The 16,656-nt window shown below is 35.3% G+C and carries 11 protein-coding genes and 1 pseudogene; 10 read left to right on the forward strand and 2 right to left on the reverse strand.

Going from position 1 to position 16,656, the window contains the following annotated elements; translation table 11 throughout:
- The first annotated feature begins 52 nt into the window (after positions 1-52).
- Complete coding sequence (locus tag AACZ41_RS00225) at positions 53-1,270, forward strand: Pycsar system effector family protein (protein ID WP_339625277.1); 1,218 nt, start codon at positions 53-55, stop codon at positions 1,268-1,270.
- On the opposite strand, the gene AACZ41_RS00230 is transcribed toward AACZ41_RS00225, so the two are convergent.
- A complete protein-coding gene (locus tag AACZ41_RS00230) occupies positions 1,259-3,631 on the reverse strand; it encodes a GAF domain-containing protein (protein ID WP_339625279.1) in 2,373 nt (790 codons plus the stop codon). The genes AACZ41_RS00225 and AACZ41_RS00230 overlap by 12 nt on opposite strands.
- Before the next feature lie 111 nt (positions 3,632-3,742).
- Between AACZ41_RS00230 and AACZ41_RS00235 the strand changes: the two genes are divergently transcribed.
- The 9 genes and pseudogenes from AACZ41_RS00235 to AACZ41_RS00275 all read left to right on the forward strand — a co-directional run bounded on the left by AACZ41_RS00235 (position 3,743) and on the right by AACZ41_RS00275 (position 12,743).
- The gene (locus AACZ41_RS00235) at positions 3,743-4,642 is read left to right on the forward strand and encodes a metallophosphoesterase (protein WP_339625281.1); all 900 of its coding nucleotides are present in this window, start codon (positions 3,743-3,745) and stop codon (positions 4,640-4,642) included.
- A gap of 211 nt (positions 4,643-4,853) precedes the next feature.
- Positions 4,854-5,819 carry an AraC family transcriptional regulator gene (locus AACZ41_RS00240; RefSeq protein ID WP_339625283.1) on the forward strand — a complete coding sequence of 322 codons (966 nt, stop codon included), beginning with the start codon at positions 4,854-4,856 and terminating at the stop codon, positions 5,817-5,819.
- A 77-nt stretch (positions 5,820-5,896) separates the two neighbouring features.
- Positions 5,897-7,015 (forward strand): acyltransferase family protein, encoded by a 1,119-nt coding sequence (locus tag AACZ41_RS00245; RefSeq protein WP_339625285.1) that lies wholly within the window; start codon positions 5,897-5,899, stop codon positions 7,013-7,015.
- Between the two features lie 206 nt (positions 7,016-7,221).
- Positions 7,222-7,909: pseudogene (aqpZ, locus tag AACZ41_RS00250) on the forward strand (aquaporin Z).
- Positions 7,910-8,006: 97 nt separating this feature from the next.
- A complete protein-coding gene (locus tag AACZ41_RS00255) occupies positions 8,007-9,323 on the forward strand; it encodes a gluconate:H+ symporter (protein WP_339625287.1) in 1,317 nt (438 codons plus the stop codon).
- An 11-nt stretch (positions 9,324-9,334) separates the two neighbouring features.
- Entirely contained in the window at positions 9,335-9,802 is a 468-nt protein-coding gene (locus AACZ41_RS00260; protein ID WP_339625289.1) for a RidA family protein, read from the forward strand.
- A 6-nt stretch (positions 9,803-9,808) separates the two neighbouring features.
- Complete coding sequence (locus AACZ41_RS00265; protein ID WP_339625291.1) at positions 9,809-10,921, forward strand: D-TA family PLP-dependent enzyme; 1,113 nt, start codon at positions 9,809-9,811, stop codon at positions 10,919-10,921.
- A 2-nt stretch (positions 10,922-10,923) separates the two neighbouring features.
- Positions 10,924-11,988, forward strand: a complete 1,065-nt coding sequence (locus AACZ41_RS00270; RefSeq protein ID WP_339625293.1) for a membrane dipeptidase — start codon at positions 10,924-10,926, stop codon at positions 11,986-11,988.
- A gap of 107 nt (positions 11,989-12,095) precedes the next feature.
- Positions 12,096-12,743, forward strand: coding sequence for a hypothetical protein (locus AACZ41_RS00275; RefSeq protein ID WP_339625295.1), 648 nt, complete (start codon positions 12,096-12,098; stop codon positions 12,741-12,743).
- A 244-nt stretch (positions 12,744-12,987) separates the two neighbouring features.
- Here AACZ41_RS00275 and AACZ41_RS00280 read toward each other — a convergent pair whose 3' ends face one another.
- Positions 12,988-16,629 carry a M1 family aminopeptidase gene (locus AACZ41_RS00280; protein WP_339625297.1) on the reverse strand — a complete coding sequence of 1,214 codons (3,642 nt, stop codon included), beginning with the start codon at positions 16,627-16,629 and terminating at the stop codon, positions 12,988-12,990.
- Positions 16,630-16,656: the final 27 nt, after the last annotated feature.

Genomic DNA, 16,656 nt, shown 5'->3' on the forward strand with positions numbered 1-16,656 from the left:
TGCAACCCTATTTATATTTTCGTAATTTGTGTAATTCTAACCAAAAGCTTCTATGTCGAACATTTTAGAGAAGACACAACAGTTTGTAGTCGAGTTACTTACCAACAGATTGGATAAAAGATTTCTTTACCACAACCTAAGACACACACAAAGAGTCGTTAAAAGTACTAAAGAATTACTTGAGTCATGTTCTCTATCCAATCAAGAAAGAGAGCTATTACAATTGGTAGCTTGGTTTCATGACACGGGTTATACTGAAGGAACCGAAGAACACGAAGAAAGTAGCTGTGATATAGCAGAAAAGTTTCTATCGAAAGAAGGTTACAATAAAGAAGGGATAGAGAAAATTAAAGCGTGTATTAGGACAACAAAATGGAATGCCAAACCATCTAATTTGTTGGATGAGATTATTCGAGATGCGGATTCTTCTCATTTTGCCCAAAGTAGCTATATTGAAACATCAGAGTTACTACGTGAAGAACTGAAGCTTTTAGGTATTAAAGATTATAGCCCAAAAGAATGGTTAGACTGCAATATTCAAGTTTTTAGAACCGACCATCACTACTATACAGATCATGCCAAAGAGCATTGGCTAGAAAAAAAAGATAAAAACCTTAGAAAATTAATTAAGGATAAAAAATCTGAAAAGAAACTAGCCAAAAAAGAAAGACTAAAAGTTAAATTCAAAAGCGAGAGTCCGGATCGAGGCATACAAACGGTATATCGTGTAACCTTAAAAAATCATATTGCTCTTAGTGATATTGCAGATACCAAAGCAAACATTCTATTATCTGTAAATGCAATTATTATCTCATTGGCACTATCTAATCTTATTCCAAAATTAGATAATCCTTCAAACAATTATTTAATTTACCCAACGGTAATATTCGTATTGTTTGCTATTATTTCAATGATATTAGCCGTATTGGCAACTAGACCAAACGTTACCAGTGGTGAATTCACTGAAGAAGATGTAGAAAATAAAAACGTTAATCTATTGTTCTTCGGCAATTTTCATAAGATGAATTTGGCAGAATATGAGTGGGCAATTCAAGAAATGCTAAAAGACAAAGACTACATCTACGCCTCATTGACAAAAGATCTTTACTTTCTAGGTGTTGTATTAAATAGAAAATATAAACTTTTACGTTGGACCTATACCATATTCATGATAGGAATGATTTTATCTGTTATCGCGTTTGCAATATCTTTTAAATTCTATGGTCCAGATCGTAAATTAGAGCTACTAAGTCAGGTGTTATTCTTTTAAAGCTTCCATCAAATCCTCATAAGTGTAGGTCTTTTCAGGCTCTTGATCTCTTTTATATAGAATTTCGGCACGTATAGCTTTTAAACCAGAAACGCCCTGTAAACCTTCTAGCTCTACAATTTCAATCTTATCGGTAAAACAGCCTTTAGACCTCAAGAACTTAATGTATCTCAAATATTCCAACTCATCTTTTTTCTGAGAATAAACTATGGAAAGTAATCCTTTTTGAGTTAAACGTTGGGTCGTCCCTTTAATATAAGATTTATCAATTCTCTTTTTAATTACCTCATAACGAGCATTATAAGTGCCATCAACATCAAATTGTTTTTCATCCATTCTAAATCGGATAGACAATGATGTATTATAAACCAATATCAATGATGTGGCATCTAATGGTACCGGTAATTTTGGTTTTAATGCATAATGAACATTCTCCATTTCACACATAACCTGCAATTGCCACAATCTAAGATTGTTTAGATATAAATCATTGTAGTCTGTATTTTCTGAAATAGAAGCGCCGATATACATATTATGTTCAACACCATCGGTTTTATAGCGCTCATAATAATGAGGAAACATTGCTTGTGCACTTTCCTGTCTTTTATCTATTACCAAAGACAGCTTCTTATTAATTAACGTAACACTTTCATCATAATTCTTTCTATGATCGTAATAGGAATCTGTACCCATATCTATTTTAGCCTCATAAGTCAAAATATGTTTTTCTAAAACAACATCTGACTTTTTAAGGTGTTCAAAAATCGGGGAAATTTCATCTTTAACAAAGTCGAAAATGGATTGTTCACTATTTGTAAAGAGCATTTCTTTTATGCTTTCAAGGTGATTGCTCACCCTAAAAATCAATTCTTCATAGATAGGCAAATTCCATTTTTTCAATGCAATTACCAAGACGTCATTAATTTCAGAAAGTTGAATCATCAAATCTCTTTGAATAGCTAAATTTCTAGCTTTAGATGAGTCTTTAATATCAATCTGTCCAAATAGAGGATAAACATCCTTAAAAACAATTTCCCTGAAAGTAGGTGCTCTACCTTCTAGCTGATCGTTCATAAACCTTTTGGCTTCCTCTTGAAATTTCCAGTATACAGATGAGTGCACAGAAGTACATTCATTTTGAATTATAGCATCTATTCTATTATTTTCTTCATTATTATTACGCACTAATGCCGAAACAATATATGGCAATACATCATCAAGCTTTTGAGCATTAACACCGTTAAGCACCCCTTTTTTCTCAGAAACTATTTCCAAAATCCCTAAGAGTTTATTCTCATAGGCAATAGGTGCAAAAATTGCACTTTGAACTCCCTGCTTTTTTAAGCCTGCATAAGGCTCGATACCGCTAGATACCTCAGCCATTCGATTAACATCTGTAATGGCAAAATATGAATTTTCCTTAATCAGTTTTCTATAAGATTCTTCACAAAGCGCACGCTTACAACCTACTATTACTTCTCCATTTAAAAGATAACTTTCAAACCCCATACCTGCAACTGCCTCGAACTGATCTTTCCTTACATTAAAGTTTGCGAATCCTACTCTAATATTCGGCAACTTAAAAAACGATTTAAAAGTCTCTTGAAGTTCTTCCGTAAAATTATCTGGAGCTAAATGGTCCTTAGAAATCAATTTTGACTTTATGTCGGAAATTGCCTGTTCCATAGTAACATCGAACAAATTGGCGATAACAAATCCTTTAGATATAAAACTTTCGGGCGGAATTTTATCCATCCAAAGATCAACATCATTTGGCCTTGCAAGTAATTCATCCACATCTTCTTGTGTAATATTCTTAGATTTTTCTGTAGGAATAATGTTTATAAAATCAGCATTATATAAAACGCGATAGTGACGCATTACTCCATTAGCATCTGGTATATCATAAAAGTATGGGCGACTAAAGTCTAACTGAAAACCATAGTAGAAATTTAATATGACCACACAGCTCATAATATAATCCATATCGTCGCCAAGACTTCGCAGTTCTGGCTCATATTCCTTACCCGCTTCGCTAATTATTTTCTGAAAGCGTTTCGAAGATTTTATAATTGTATTTTGATAAGGTAAGGTAGCCACCTTTATTTCATTCGTACTTAAAGCTTCGGTAAATGTATCTTGTAAAATACGATCGATTACGCCTTTATATTTCTCTAACAAAGTAAAATCAGAAAATCCGTCACGTAATTCTGGGTATTCGCTTTGAGCATACAATATTCTCTCGGCAGTAGCAGCTAAAAAGGGATCATCACCTTCTAAATGTTCATCGTACTTCTTGAGAAGTTCTTCAAAACTAATGAGGTGCTTTACAGGCATTATCTTTTTCTCGTGCTGAACCATGAATTATTTAGTCTACCAAATCACTGTAAAGTTACAAAACAATACAAGTTTTTTAGGAGACTCACCCCCTGTGGTTAACTGGATTTTCGGATATTTAACGAAAAATAGCCCATGTCATCGGATAGCAGACTTAATAGAGCTTATGAAAATGCCAAGGTCATTCCATTTGATAACAACTCTAAATTCATACTTTTTAGCGATTGTCACAGGGGTGACAACAGTTTTGCCGATGAATTTGCAAATAATAGAAACATCTATTTTCATGCCCTAAAATTTTATCATTCAGAAGGATTTCAATACTGCGAATTAGGTGATGGGGATGAACTTTGGGAGAATATTAATTTTGCATCCTTATTTGAAGCCCACAAAAATATTTATAAACTTTTAAAACAATTTCATTTAGAACATAGACTACATATGATTTGGGGAAACCATGATATGGTCTATAAAGATGAAGATTACGTAAAGAAACACCTGTCAAGTTATTTTGAACCGATAGAAGATAAAGACAAGGCGCTTTTTGAAGGAATTAAATACCATGAAGCAATTATCTTAAAACATATAGACACTCAGCAGGAAATTTTTCTAACCCACGGCCACCAAGCTGATTGGTGGAATTACACCTTTTGGCGATGGGGCAGATTTTTAGTAAGGGTACTCTGGAAACCACTACAGGTTTGGGGTATTGCTGACCCAACATCACCAGCCAAGAACTACACAGAACTTATAAAAGTTGAACGCCGTATTAAAAAATGGATTCTTAAAAACAGTTTAAAAGTAACCATTGTTGGCCATACACATAGACCTCGTTTTCCTGAGCCGGGCGATATACCCCTTTTTAACGATGGTAGTTGTGTACACCCAAGAAGTATTACTGGTATTGAAATAGAAAAAGGCAACATCTCTTTAATAAAATGGCAGATAAATACCACCGATGATGGTACGTTACGCGTAGTTCGCATTTTATTAGAAGGCCCTCAAAAATTAAAGGATTATTTAGAAAAAGGTTAAAGTGAACATGCTCAATGATCTCATAGAACAAATTCCGATAAGACATAATCTTACGTCAAGTCTTATGCTATTAGGTGTTGTTCAAAATCTATTTTTAAGCATTGTACTTTTTACTAAGAGCAAAGGTAATTTACCGTTGATTTATTTAGGACTCTTAATCTTTTTTGGAGCAATTGTATTTTTGGATACCTATTTATGCTACACTGGCCTAATGAAATATATACTCGTATTGAATGATTCAACTGAAGCCCTGGTTCTCTTGATAGGACCGTTTCTATACTTTTCTATTTATGGTTTTTTAAAAAGAACATCTATTTCATTTAAGAAAGATTGGTGGCATTTTGTATTACCGCTTGGTTATTTTATATCTCAAATTCCATTTTATCTTGCTCCTATTTCTGTAAAATTGAATGCCTATTTAGGCGCATATTACAGTAAAATGGAAACAGCGACCGTTCCAGAATCTTTTAATTATAATTATCATTTTATAAAAGACATTTTAGATTGGCTCATACTTTTTAGCCTTTTGCTATATACATTACTGAGCTTAAAATTAGTCAGGGAAGAATGGTTCAGAAACTTAAACAATATTGCTGAAAAAAAATCTTCCAAATATATTTTCACACGAAATTCAGCTATTATACTATGTGCCTTCTTTCTACTTCTATTTTTAATTTTCTACATATTTGATGATGATGGAGGCGACCATTATATTTCAATTTTTCAAACCTTAGTCGCTTTTTCAACAACCTATATAATTATTACAGAATCACGATTCTTCGACAAATCTTGGGTTGCCGACAAATACGAGACCTTAGGTAAACCGATTAAAGAAATAGCATTTACTGATATTGAAGAATTTGTTGATGTTGAGCGTTATTATTTATCCAAAAACACAAGTTTGAAAGATTTGGCTAATCTTTTGAATACTCATCCCAATCAAATATCAAAATCAATAAACTCAGGGTTTGGCTCTAATTTTAACCATTATATCAATTCTAAAAGAATTGTTGTTGCTAAGGAAAGACTTATTGATCCACAGTATAATAAACTTACTATAGAAGCAATTGGAGATTCAGTTGGCTTCAAATCAAAGTCGGCTTTTTACAATGCTTTTAAAATTCAAACAGGCTACTCACCATCTCAGTACGTAAAGTCAATCTCTCCAAAATTGTAATTATGGACGAATTGTAAATGCAGAAATTTAATTTCCTTATCATAATCCCTCAATTTTGACCAATTAAATATTGGGTCATGGAAAAAACATTTAGAAGGTACGATTTAGATTGGTTACGGGTAGTGGTCTTTTCTCTTTTGATTTTTTATCATGTCGGGATGTTCTTTGTCCCTTGGGGATGGCATCTAAAAAACAATATTGTTTACGATTGGATTAAATGGCCAATGCTATTTTTGAATCAGTGGCGTTTACCCATTTTGTTCCTAATATCTGGCATGGGTACCTTCTACGCTTTATCAAAAAGAACTATTTGGCAGTTTAATAAGGAACGGTTCTTAAGATTAGGTATTCCACTATTATTTGGCATGTTGGTAGTAGTACCGCCACAAATATATTTTGAACGATTGGCAGAAGGTCAATTTCAAGGTTCCTATTTCCATTATCTCAGTACAGTAGCCTATAATGGTATTTATCCTGAAGGAAATATCAGCTGGCATCATCTCTGGTTTTTACCTTATCTACTTATTTTCTCAGTTTTACTTTCACCCATTTTTGTATTTATCAAAAAAAGAAAGACCAAAATAGTTGATTGGTTCAGCAAGGTGATTCAAAAGCCATTCGGACTCTACATTTTCACCCTACCCCTGTATTTGTTGGAGTCGTTACTTGAACCTTTTTATGATATCACGCATGATTTAATTAATGACTGGTTTAATTTCTTCTCGTCAATGACCTTGTTTTTCTTTGGATTTATCATGGTATCATGTGGTCAAATTCTTTGGCAAGAGATAGAAAAATTACGTAAAAAAGCTTTTATTCTAGGAATTCTATGCTTCATAGGATTACTCATTATATGGCAATTTGAAGATGGTTACACTAGACATTTCACCGAAGCCTTTTTAAAAATTATAAATCTATGGTCTTGGATTTTGGTACTATTGGGTTACGCCGCCAAACATCAAAATAAACCTAGTAAATTGTTAAGTTATGCGAATAGGGCCGTTTACCCTTTCTATATTCTTCATCAAACCGTTACCGTTGCAATAGCTTATTACCTAATGGATTTAGATTGGGGGTTATTACCCAAAGCACTTATTCTTGTTATTGGAACCTTTTTAATTAGCTGGATCATATATCACTTTATCATTCTAAAAATAGGTCTTCTACAACCACTATTTGGAATAAAAAACAAATAACAAAATTACGGACTTGATGCTTTTTAGTGCATAATCCTACAGTTAATTTAAACAACCTTTTTATTATCTCAATGCAAAATTCTCTTCAAAATAGAATCGATACTATATAAATTATTAAAGAAAACGTTTAAAATTTTGTGCCTTACGTTATGTTTTGGTTTCTAAATAAGTAGACACAAAATAACCTTTTAAAAAGGAAAAAATTAATAGCAGAATTTATTGATACCTTTTGGTTGGTGCTACGTGGTTGCTGTAGTGCCGTACTTGCCGCAGGATTTCCGGAATTAGGAATTGGCTTTGTTGGGGTTTCCCTTGCCTTTGGATTAACGGCAATTGCAATGGCTTATGCCATTGGTCATATCTCTGGCTGCCACTTAAATCCCGCAGTCTCTATCGGCCTTTGGGTAGGTGGTCGTTTTGATGGCAAAGATGTGTTACCATATATCGTTGCGCAAGTGATTGGTGGTATTGCAGGGTCGGGTATACTTTTCCTTATTGCATCTGGTAAGCCAGATTTTGCCCTTGGGGGTTTTGCCGCAAACGGATATGCAGAACACTCCCCAGGTGGATTTAGTATGGCATCAGCTTTAATTATTGAAATAGCTATGACATTTATTTTTCTATTTGTTATCCTAGGCTCTACCTACACAAAAGCCCCTAGAGGTTTTGCTAGCTTGGCAATAGGCCTTTGTTTAACCCTAATACATTTAATTAATTAGTATACCTGTTACAAATACTTCTGTAAATCCAGCAAGAAGTACCAGCCAGGCTCTTTTTGTTGGTGATTGGGCCATTGACCTACTATGGTTGTTTTGGCTAGCCCCAATTGTTGGCGCCATTTTATCGGGTCTACTTTACAAAATCATTTCTCCAGAATTAACAGATCGTAAGTAGATTTTTATTGAATAGGCGCAACGTGTTTAGATAAAATATGTTGAGCTTATTTTTTATGTTATATTTAGGTTTTCAACCTATTCAAACCAAATATAATATGCCATTATTCATTGTCATTTTAGGAATTTTACTCTTATTTATCCTCATTGCCAAATTCAAGCTAAATGCCTTTATCACCTTCATTATCGTATCATTGTTTGTTGGTATTGCCGAAGGTATGGAGCCGTTATCGGTGGTAGACTCCATTCAAAAAGGAATTGGAAACATACTTGGCTTCCTTGTTATTATTTTAGGTCTTGGAGCAATGTTAGGAAAGCTGGTGGCAGATAGTGGAGCTGCACAACGTATAACAACAAAATTAGTAGAGAAATTCGGCAAAAAGAACATTCAATGGGCAGTGGTGCTAACGGGCTTCATTGTAGGCATCCCTATGTTTTATTCCGTCGGATTTGTCATTTTAGTACCCTTGGTCTTTACCATAGCTGCCGCCACCGGGCTACCACTTTTATACGTTGGGTTACCAATGTTGGCCTCCTTATCGGTTACTCATGGTTATTTACCTCCACATCCTGCACCAACAGCCATTGCGGCAACATTTAGTGCAGATATCGGTAAAACATTATTATACGGAATATGTGTTGCCATACCGGCTATCATCGTTGCTGGACCGTTACTTTCCAGAACATTGAAAGGAATCAATGCAACTCCGCTTAAAGAATTTTTAAATCCGGTTATTTTAAAGGAAGAAGAAATGCCGAGTATGGCAAATAGTATTATTAGCGCACTTCTACCTGTTATTTTAATCGCTATTGCTGCGTTAGCCGAGTTTGCATTACCAGACACTTTTTTCTTAAAGAAAACTTTGATATTTATGGGAAATCCGGCAATCGCTATGCTAATCTCAGTATTGGTTGCGATTTATACCTTAGGTTTAGGTCGTGGCAAAAAAATGAAAGAGGTTATGGACTCGGTAGGTAGTGCTATAACGGGGATTACCATGGTGTTACTAATCATTGCTGGTTCTGGCGCATTAAAACAAGTGCTTATAGATAGTGGTGTAAGTGAATACATTGGTGCCATGCTACAAGAATCATCTATCTCCCCATTAATATTAGCTTGGCTGATAGCCACCGTTATTAGGGTTTGTGTTGGTTCTGCTACGGTTGCAGGTTTAACTGCTGCCGGTATCGTATTACCCCTTACCCAAGGAACAGGTGTAAGTCCAGAATTAATGGTTTTGGCAATAGGATCTGGCAGTTTAATGTTATCCCATGTAAACGATAGCGGATTTTGGTTATTCAAAGAATACTTCAACCTTTCGGTGAAGGATACCCTAAAAAGCTGGACAGTAATGGAAACAACCGTTGGTATAATGGGCTTATTAGGTGTTTTAGTAATTAATGTTTTTATTTAAAATCAAAAAATATGCAAAAGAAACCTTCTGAGAGAATTAAGGAATTAGGACTTATTTTACCCCCAGCACCACCTCCTGCAGGATTATATAAACCTGTATTGGTCGTTGATCATTTTCTATATATTTCCGGTCAAGGACCTATGCAAAATGATGGTTCATTAATCATTGGCAGAGCTGGTCATGATATGACCATGGAAGAGGCTAAAATAGCCGCACGACAAGTTGCCTTGACTATGCTTTCTACCATACAAACTCATTTTGGTGATCTCGATAAGATAAAGCGAATTGTAAAAACTTTGGGCATGGTGAACTCTACCCCTGATTTTGGTCAGCAACCCCTAGTCATCAATGGATTTAGCGAATTGATGGCCGATATTTTTGGTCCAGACAATGGTGTTGGTGTTCGTAGTGCAGTTGGTATGATTCTCCCAGGTGGTATTCCTGTTGAAATTGAAGCACATTTCGAACTACATCACTAAGCACATATGCAAAAGAAAAATTGGTATTCTTTAGAAAATACAGAGAAAGTCATCTCTCCCTCTTTGTTGGTCTATCCCGATAGAATACAGCATAATATTGAATTGATGATTTCTATGATAGGCGATGTAAACCGTCTCCGTCCGCATATAAAAACATATAAGAACGCGAATATCATAAATATGCAGATGGCACGCGGAATCAAGAAATTCAAATGTGCTACCATCGCCGAAGCAGAATTACTTGGCGAGTGTAATGCTCCAGATATTTTGTTGGCTATGCAACCTATTGGACCAAATGCTCAACGGTATATTGAATTAACAAAACAATACCCAAATTCAAAATTTTCTACTATTGTCGATAACGAGGCAATGATTTCAATTTTAGGGGATTTAGCAGAGGCCAATGATGTCAAAATTCATCTTTGGGTCGATATTAATAATGGTATGAACAGAACTGGTATTGCTCCTGATAAAAAAGCTTTAGAGTTATATACACAATTAAACAATCACCCTTATTTGATAGCAGAAGGCCTTCATGTTTATGATGGTCATTTAAGAAATACCGACCCGAAAACAAGAGAGGCAGAATGCAATGCTGCTTTTAAAGAAGTCGAATTATTAAAAAAATCTATTGAAGACCAAGACATCCCTAGCCCAAAAATTGTTGCTGGTGGGTCTCCGACTTTTCCATTTCACTGCAAACGAAAAAATGTAGAATCAAGTCCGGGTACGACCTTATTATGGGACATAGGTTATGGTGCTCAATTTCCTGAAATGAATTTTCTACCTGCCGCAGTTTTGCTAACACGAATAGTAAGCAAACCTACCACAGGTATTCTTTGTTTCGATTTAGGTCACAAATCGATAGCGCCAGAAATGCCTTTTCCAAGAATTGAATTTTTAGACCTTGAGCACAGTAAACAAATTAGTCAATCAGAAGAACATTTAGTAATTGAATATGATGATTTAACTATACCAGAAGTAGGTGATGTTCACTATGCCATACCAAAACACATTTGCCCGACAGTTGCCAAGTACGATACATTAACTGTTGTAAAAGATGGTAATGTTATCGACTTATGGAAAGTAGCCGCCAGAACCCATAAATCTACTATTTAAGCATGTTTATATTTGATGCCCATTTAGACCTGTCCATGAATGCTATGGACTGGAATCGTGACCTCACATGGTCAATAGAAGAAATAAGAAAAAGCGAACAGGGGTTAACAGATAAGCCAGGTCGTGGCAACAACACGGTTTCTTTAGAGGCTATGAGAGAAGGAAATATCGGACTTTGTATGGCTACCCAAATTGCACGCTATGTACATAAAGACAATAACTTGCCAGGATGGAAATCACCACAGCAGGCTTGGGCTCATACGCAAGGTCAATTGGCTTGGTACAAGTGCATGGAAGATGCTGGCGAAATGGTACAGATTACTAATAGAGCCCAACTAGATGCCCATCTAGAACTTTGGAAATCTGATGAAGAAAAAAAGCCTATTGGATATTTACTAAGTCTAGAAGGTGCAGATTCTATAGTCGATATCTCGTACCTACAAAAATCTTACGACTTAGGCCTACGTGCTATTGGGCCAGCTCATTATGGTCCTGGCACTTATGCTCATGGCACAAATTCTGTAGGTGGCATTGGTACGAAAGGAAGAGAACTATTAAAAGAAATTCAACGATTAGGAATTATATTAGATGTCACCCACTTATGTGACCTTAGCTTTTGGGAAACTATGGTGAATTATGACGGTCCTCTTTGGGCGAGCCATAATAATTGCAGAGCATTGGTTGACCATCATAGGCAATTTACAGATGAACAATTAAAAGAAATCATAGCTAGAAAAGGCGTCGTTGGTGTTGTATTAGATGCTTGGATGATGACGCCAACATGGGAACGCGGAGTATCAACACCTGAATCTGCTAATGTGAGTTTGCAGCAAATACTAGATAATATTGACCATATATGTCAACTTTCCGGAAATGCAGACCATGTTGGTATAGGCTCTGACCTAGATGGCGGTTTTGGAAAAGAACAAGGCCCAGCGGATGTTGACACTATTGCCGACCTTCAAAAAATAGTGGGTTTGTTAGAAAACAGAGGATATGCCCAACAGGATATAGAAAAAATCATGAATGGTAATTTTATCGACTTTTTAAAAAGAAATTTAAAATAATTACACTTCGTTTATCGAATAAACACATTATCGAAGTTAATTTAACGAAGCCTTAAGTACGCATGGCAGGGTATTTGTTATCTTTATTTCATCATATTGATAACCAAATGAGGAAACTTTTTTTTCTTTCTATTATTTTATTCTGTTTTAACGTGGTTATCGTTTCCGCACAAACAGATCTACCTACATCTAAACCATTTAAAATTGAAAGTGCAAATCCTATTGAGCCTTTAGGAAAGCCAAGTTCGGGTCCTGTATTAAATATGCCTTCTCTTATTAAAGAGCAGCCAAATTTAAACATGACAGACCCTAATCCTGTTAAAATGTTACGGGATGAAGAATTGGTACAAGCAGGCACAGGGTTGAAAATTGACCCTCGAATTGGCCCTGGTGAACGCTTGGGTGGTTCAGGACAATTTTTTGCTGACCAGTATTTAGGAGACGTTAAAAGCAGTGGAAAATTTATAGGTATTGTTTGTAGAGATCATGAATATGTAGATGGTGATCGCGTTAAAATCTACATGAACGACATGGTTGTAGAGCCAAATCTATTACTTACCGGTGCATTTAAAGGAGTGAATGTCGATTTACAAGATGGTTTTAATCGTCTAGATTTCGAAGCACTAAATCACGGGTCTTCTGCACCAAATACTGCTCAGGTCGATGTCTATAATGATAAAGGAGAATTAATTTATTCGAACAAATGGCTTTTGTCTGCAGGATCTAAAGCGACTTTGATCGTTACTAAAGAATAACAGTACTATAATTCAATTTTTTCTCTTTAGCCAAAAGTCTTTATTTCAGTTTACAAGTCTCTTCTAATAATTGCCATAATATAGTTATTGCTCGTTACTACTAATGCGGAGAATTAATTAATATGCTTGGATTAAATAAAGAAGCTAACTATTATCTGAAAGTGAAATTAAGTATGTCATTCTAAGAAGGCACCGAAACAAATAAAATCCTAATTATATAATTAGGATTTTATTTTGCCTTATTTCATTCTAACTCGTCCAAACTTTTCAAATTATCATCTGGTATCCTATCAATCATTTTATTATAAGGGTCGATACCCGCCTTAATCGGCTCTTTATTGGTTACAAACGTAAAAGTGCTTTTCCCTGGTTTGATCCACTTTTTCTCTAAAATCAACGGAACTTTTTTTGTTTTCCCATCGATGATGGTGTCATTCTGAAATACAGCGATATCCAATAAATTTGATTCTTCCGGAGCACTTAACTCTTTACCATTACCATCATAATAATTCTTTCCACTTTCAACAGTAAGCTGAACTTCAAAGGTATTATTGTCAAGTTTTTTAAATGTTGCTTCACTTACCTTGTTGGCATATAACGTGATTTTCTCAAAACTATCTTCTAAATAGTATTGCAATGAATCTGGGGTTACTTCTTTTATATAGCCATACCATTCATTAGAAGTTGCAAAAGGAGCTTTCGGCCTAAAAGCTGCACTATCGATAAATTTTTTGAATCCTTGGTTTAAGGTTTTCTCACCTATATAGTCTTGAAGACCATATAAAATCAACCCTCCTTTTCTATACCATACATAAGCCTGAGTATCATTATCAAGCAATGTCTTTTCAAATTTATTTTCACCGGCCCTACCTCTAAGATAACTGTCAAGTTCACGCTTTAAAAAATCTTGCATAGCATCAACACCATATTCCTTTTTCATTACCATTAATGAAGAATATTCTGCCATGGACTCTGAAATTTGGTTTGCGCCCCTTGTAGCTGAAGGTGTTATCTGATGTCCCCACCATTGATGAGCTACTTCATGAGATGTTACCATATAGGCATAATCTAAATCTTCGGGATCGCTAAAATCGGCGGTCCAACCAAAACTTTCAGCATACGGAACCGTATTTGGAAAAGACTGGGCAAATGATTGATATCTTGGAAATTCAATGATTCGCATTTGGCGATATTGATATGGTCCATAATTTTCAGAAAAATAATCAAATGAATGCCTTACGGCCTTTGAAAAACGTTTTACATTATAACTATGACTCGGATGATGGAAAATCTCAATTGCAACGTTATTACCATCTTTATCCTTCCAATCTTCTTTATAGATATCATATCGGGCAGATGAGACATTGAAGAAGTAATCCATCTCACCTTCCATTTTATAATGATAGTACTTTCTGCCATTATCCTCCCATTCCTTTTGCAGGTACCCAGGCATAATGGCAATTTGGTCGGGAGCCGTACTTACAGTTCCTTCAAAAGTCACATAATCTGCATCATCATTGAACAATAGATTACTGAGCCCCCATTTATCATCTTGCGGTGGTGCAACATATTCCTTTTCTGGCAAATCATACTCCTTTCTATATTTATCACTAGTGATTTCACCTTGAAGATTATACCCAAATGACGGGAAAAAGCTATCATTTAAAAACGTACCATTATAAACAATATCAGAACCACTACCCTCGTTAGGAAAACCCTTATAACCACGTTTAAGGGCCAATTTCATTGTGACGGTATCGCCGGGCATCATTTTTTGTGGAAGTTTGTAAATTTTATACCCAAAAATTTCAAATACCTTACCTTCTTTTAATTCTATATCATTAACGGCCAATTTCATTAGCTCGGTCTGTAACAACTCATTATTCCCCCAATTAATATGAAGTGAATCTATTGGCGTATCACCTTTATTGACCATTTCAAAAGTTCCCGACATTGTAGCATAGCGCTCTTCGGGAACTAAATCTACGTCTACCTTAATATCTGTAAATTTTGGTTGATTTAAATAATTGTATTTACTCAATTCCTTCTCATAATTAGCCGACAAGACCCTTCTTTCCTTAACTGTTCTATATGAGTTTATAACACTTACGTTATTATAAACATACGCTCCCGCACCAATCCATATCAATGCACCAAGTACCATTGCACTTTTAACCTTGCCTCCTAAACGTTGTCGCGCTTCTTTCAACCTCGCCTTCATACCAGAATCCGTTCCACGTTTCCAGAACAGAAGTCCTACTACCGTTAGAAGTATCCCAAATCCTAACCAATACAATCGAAACCAATTCTGTGCGGCCAAAAAATGACCAAATCCATTCATATCAGAAATAGTATAGCCAGGTGCATACCCATATAATGCCATGTTATAATCAATATCGGCCAAGCTATTTATAGCGAAGAGTCCGGCCCAAATAGCAATTGTAATTACATGGCCTAAAAACTTTTTCGCTATAAGTGCATGAACAAAAAATGCCAACATAACGTAGGTAATATACTTCGGAAACTCAATTAAGTAGAGATCCGTAAAGTACATATCAAATTGAAAATTAAAATATCCTTGGAGTACTTGGTTAAGTACACCACTAACGAGAATCATATTTACCAAAATGAAACAGATTAACACTAACGCCAAAAATTTAGAACCATAGATTACCCAATTTGGTAATGGAAGCGCCCCATAAATCTGTTCATATTTTACACCTCTTTCTCTGTGTAGTACTTCACCCGTCATAAAAACGATAAGGATAAATATGAGAATAACATATGTAAAGTCCTTAATCTCTAACATATAATATGTCATGGGTAGCATTGGTGTACCATATGTAGGGTTGCCAAACCATCCATCAAAAAACAGAAATGCCACAGCGGCTATTAGAATTGCCTTAAAGAATAGATCCTTTGTGATATTTCTAAACTCCATCCAAGACAAACTAAAAAGTAATTTGAGATTATGGGTTCCAGTAAAAACTTGGGAAACTTTGGGTATTTTAGTAAATACCGCAGCAGAGGAAACCTCCTTTTCGTCTACCATGCTCTTCTTTTTTGATCCTAGTTTTTTATATAGAAAGCGCTGAAAGTCAAATCTAAAAACCGTGTACAGAAAAATCAAAACACCTATGCTTAACCATAATATGCGATTCCATAAAACTGTATCTTTTAAAGGTATGGTAAGTGTATTTTGTTCTTCTGGTGTCCAATATTGGATGGTATTGTTTAGTGCTCCAAAACCAAATGGGTCTAATAAACTAACCAATTCCTTATTTTCAATATCCTGGGTCAAAGTCAGGGTTACCAAATAAATAATAAATAATATTGCACCGCCAGCGTAGGCCAACATAATACGTTTTGTAAGGGCAACTAGGGCGAAAAAAATACATCCGGTAAAGAAAAAATTAGACCAGTAAAATATTAAGGAAGGTTGTAAATAATGCCATAAATTAAAACTTGCATAACGCTCGGCTGGTTCATACCCAGCATACGGCCCAATCGCATAACCGATCATAAAACCAAGAATAAGGCCTAAACTCACTAAAAACAAAGTAGCCATAGAGCCAGCAAATCGACCTAAAATATAGCCCTTTTCACTAATTGGATAACTGAATAAATAGTTTTGGGTTCCATGTTCAATATCTCTATAAACAGGCACTCCCATAATTGCACTCGCAAGCATGATACCAAATATGCTTATAACATTCAACGTTGAAGCCAAGGATGCAGGCGAATTTAAAAAGACCTTTTCGGATCCACCGGAAAGTCCTCCGATAGAAAGAAATAATGCGTAAATAAAAAGTATTCCAAAATAAGCCCAAGTGGCAGGCCTTCTAAGTCGGTAATTTAATTCAAATAAAAATATTTCAATGAACATGACAGATGGTTTTAGGTTGGTGAAATT

The sequence above is a fragment of the uncultured Maribacter sp. genome, assembly GCF_963974015.1.
In the GTDB taxonomy this organism is placed as follows: domain Bacteria; phylum Bacteroidota; class Bacteroidia; order Flavobacteriales; family Flavobacteriaceae; genus Maribacter.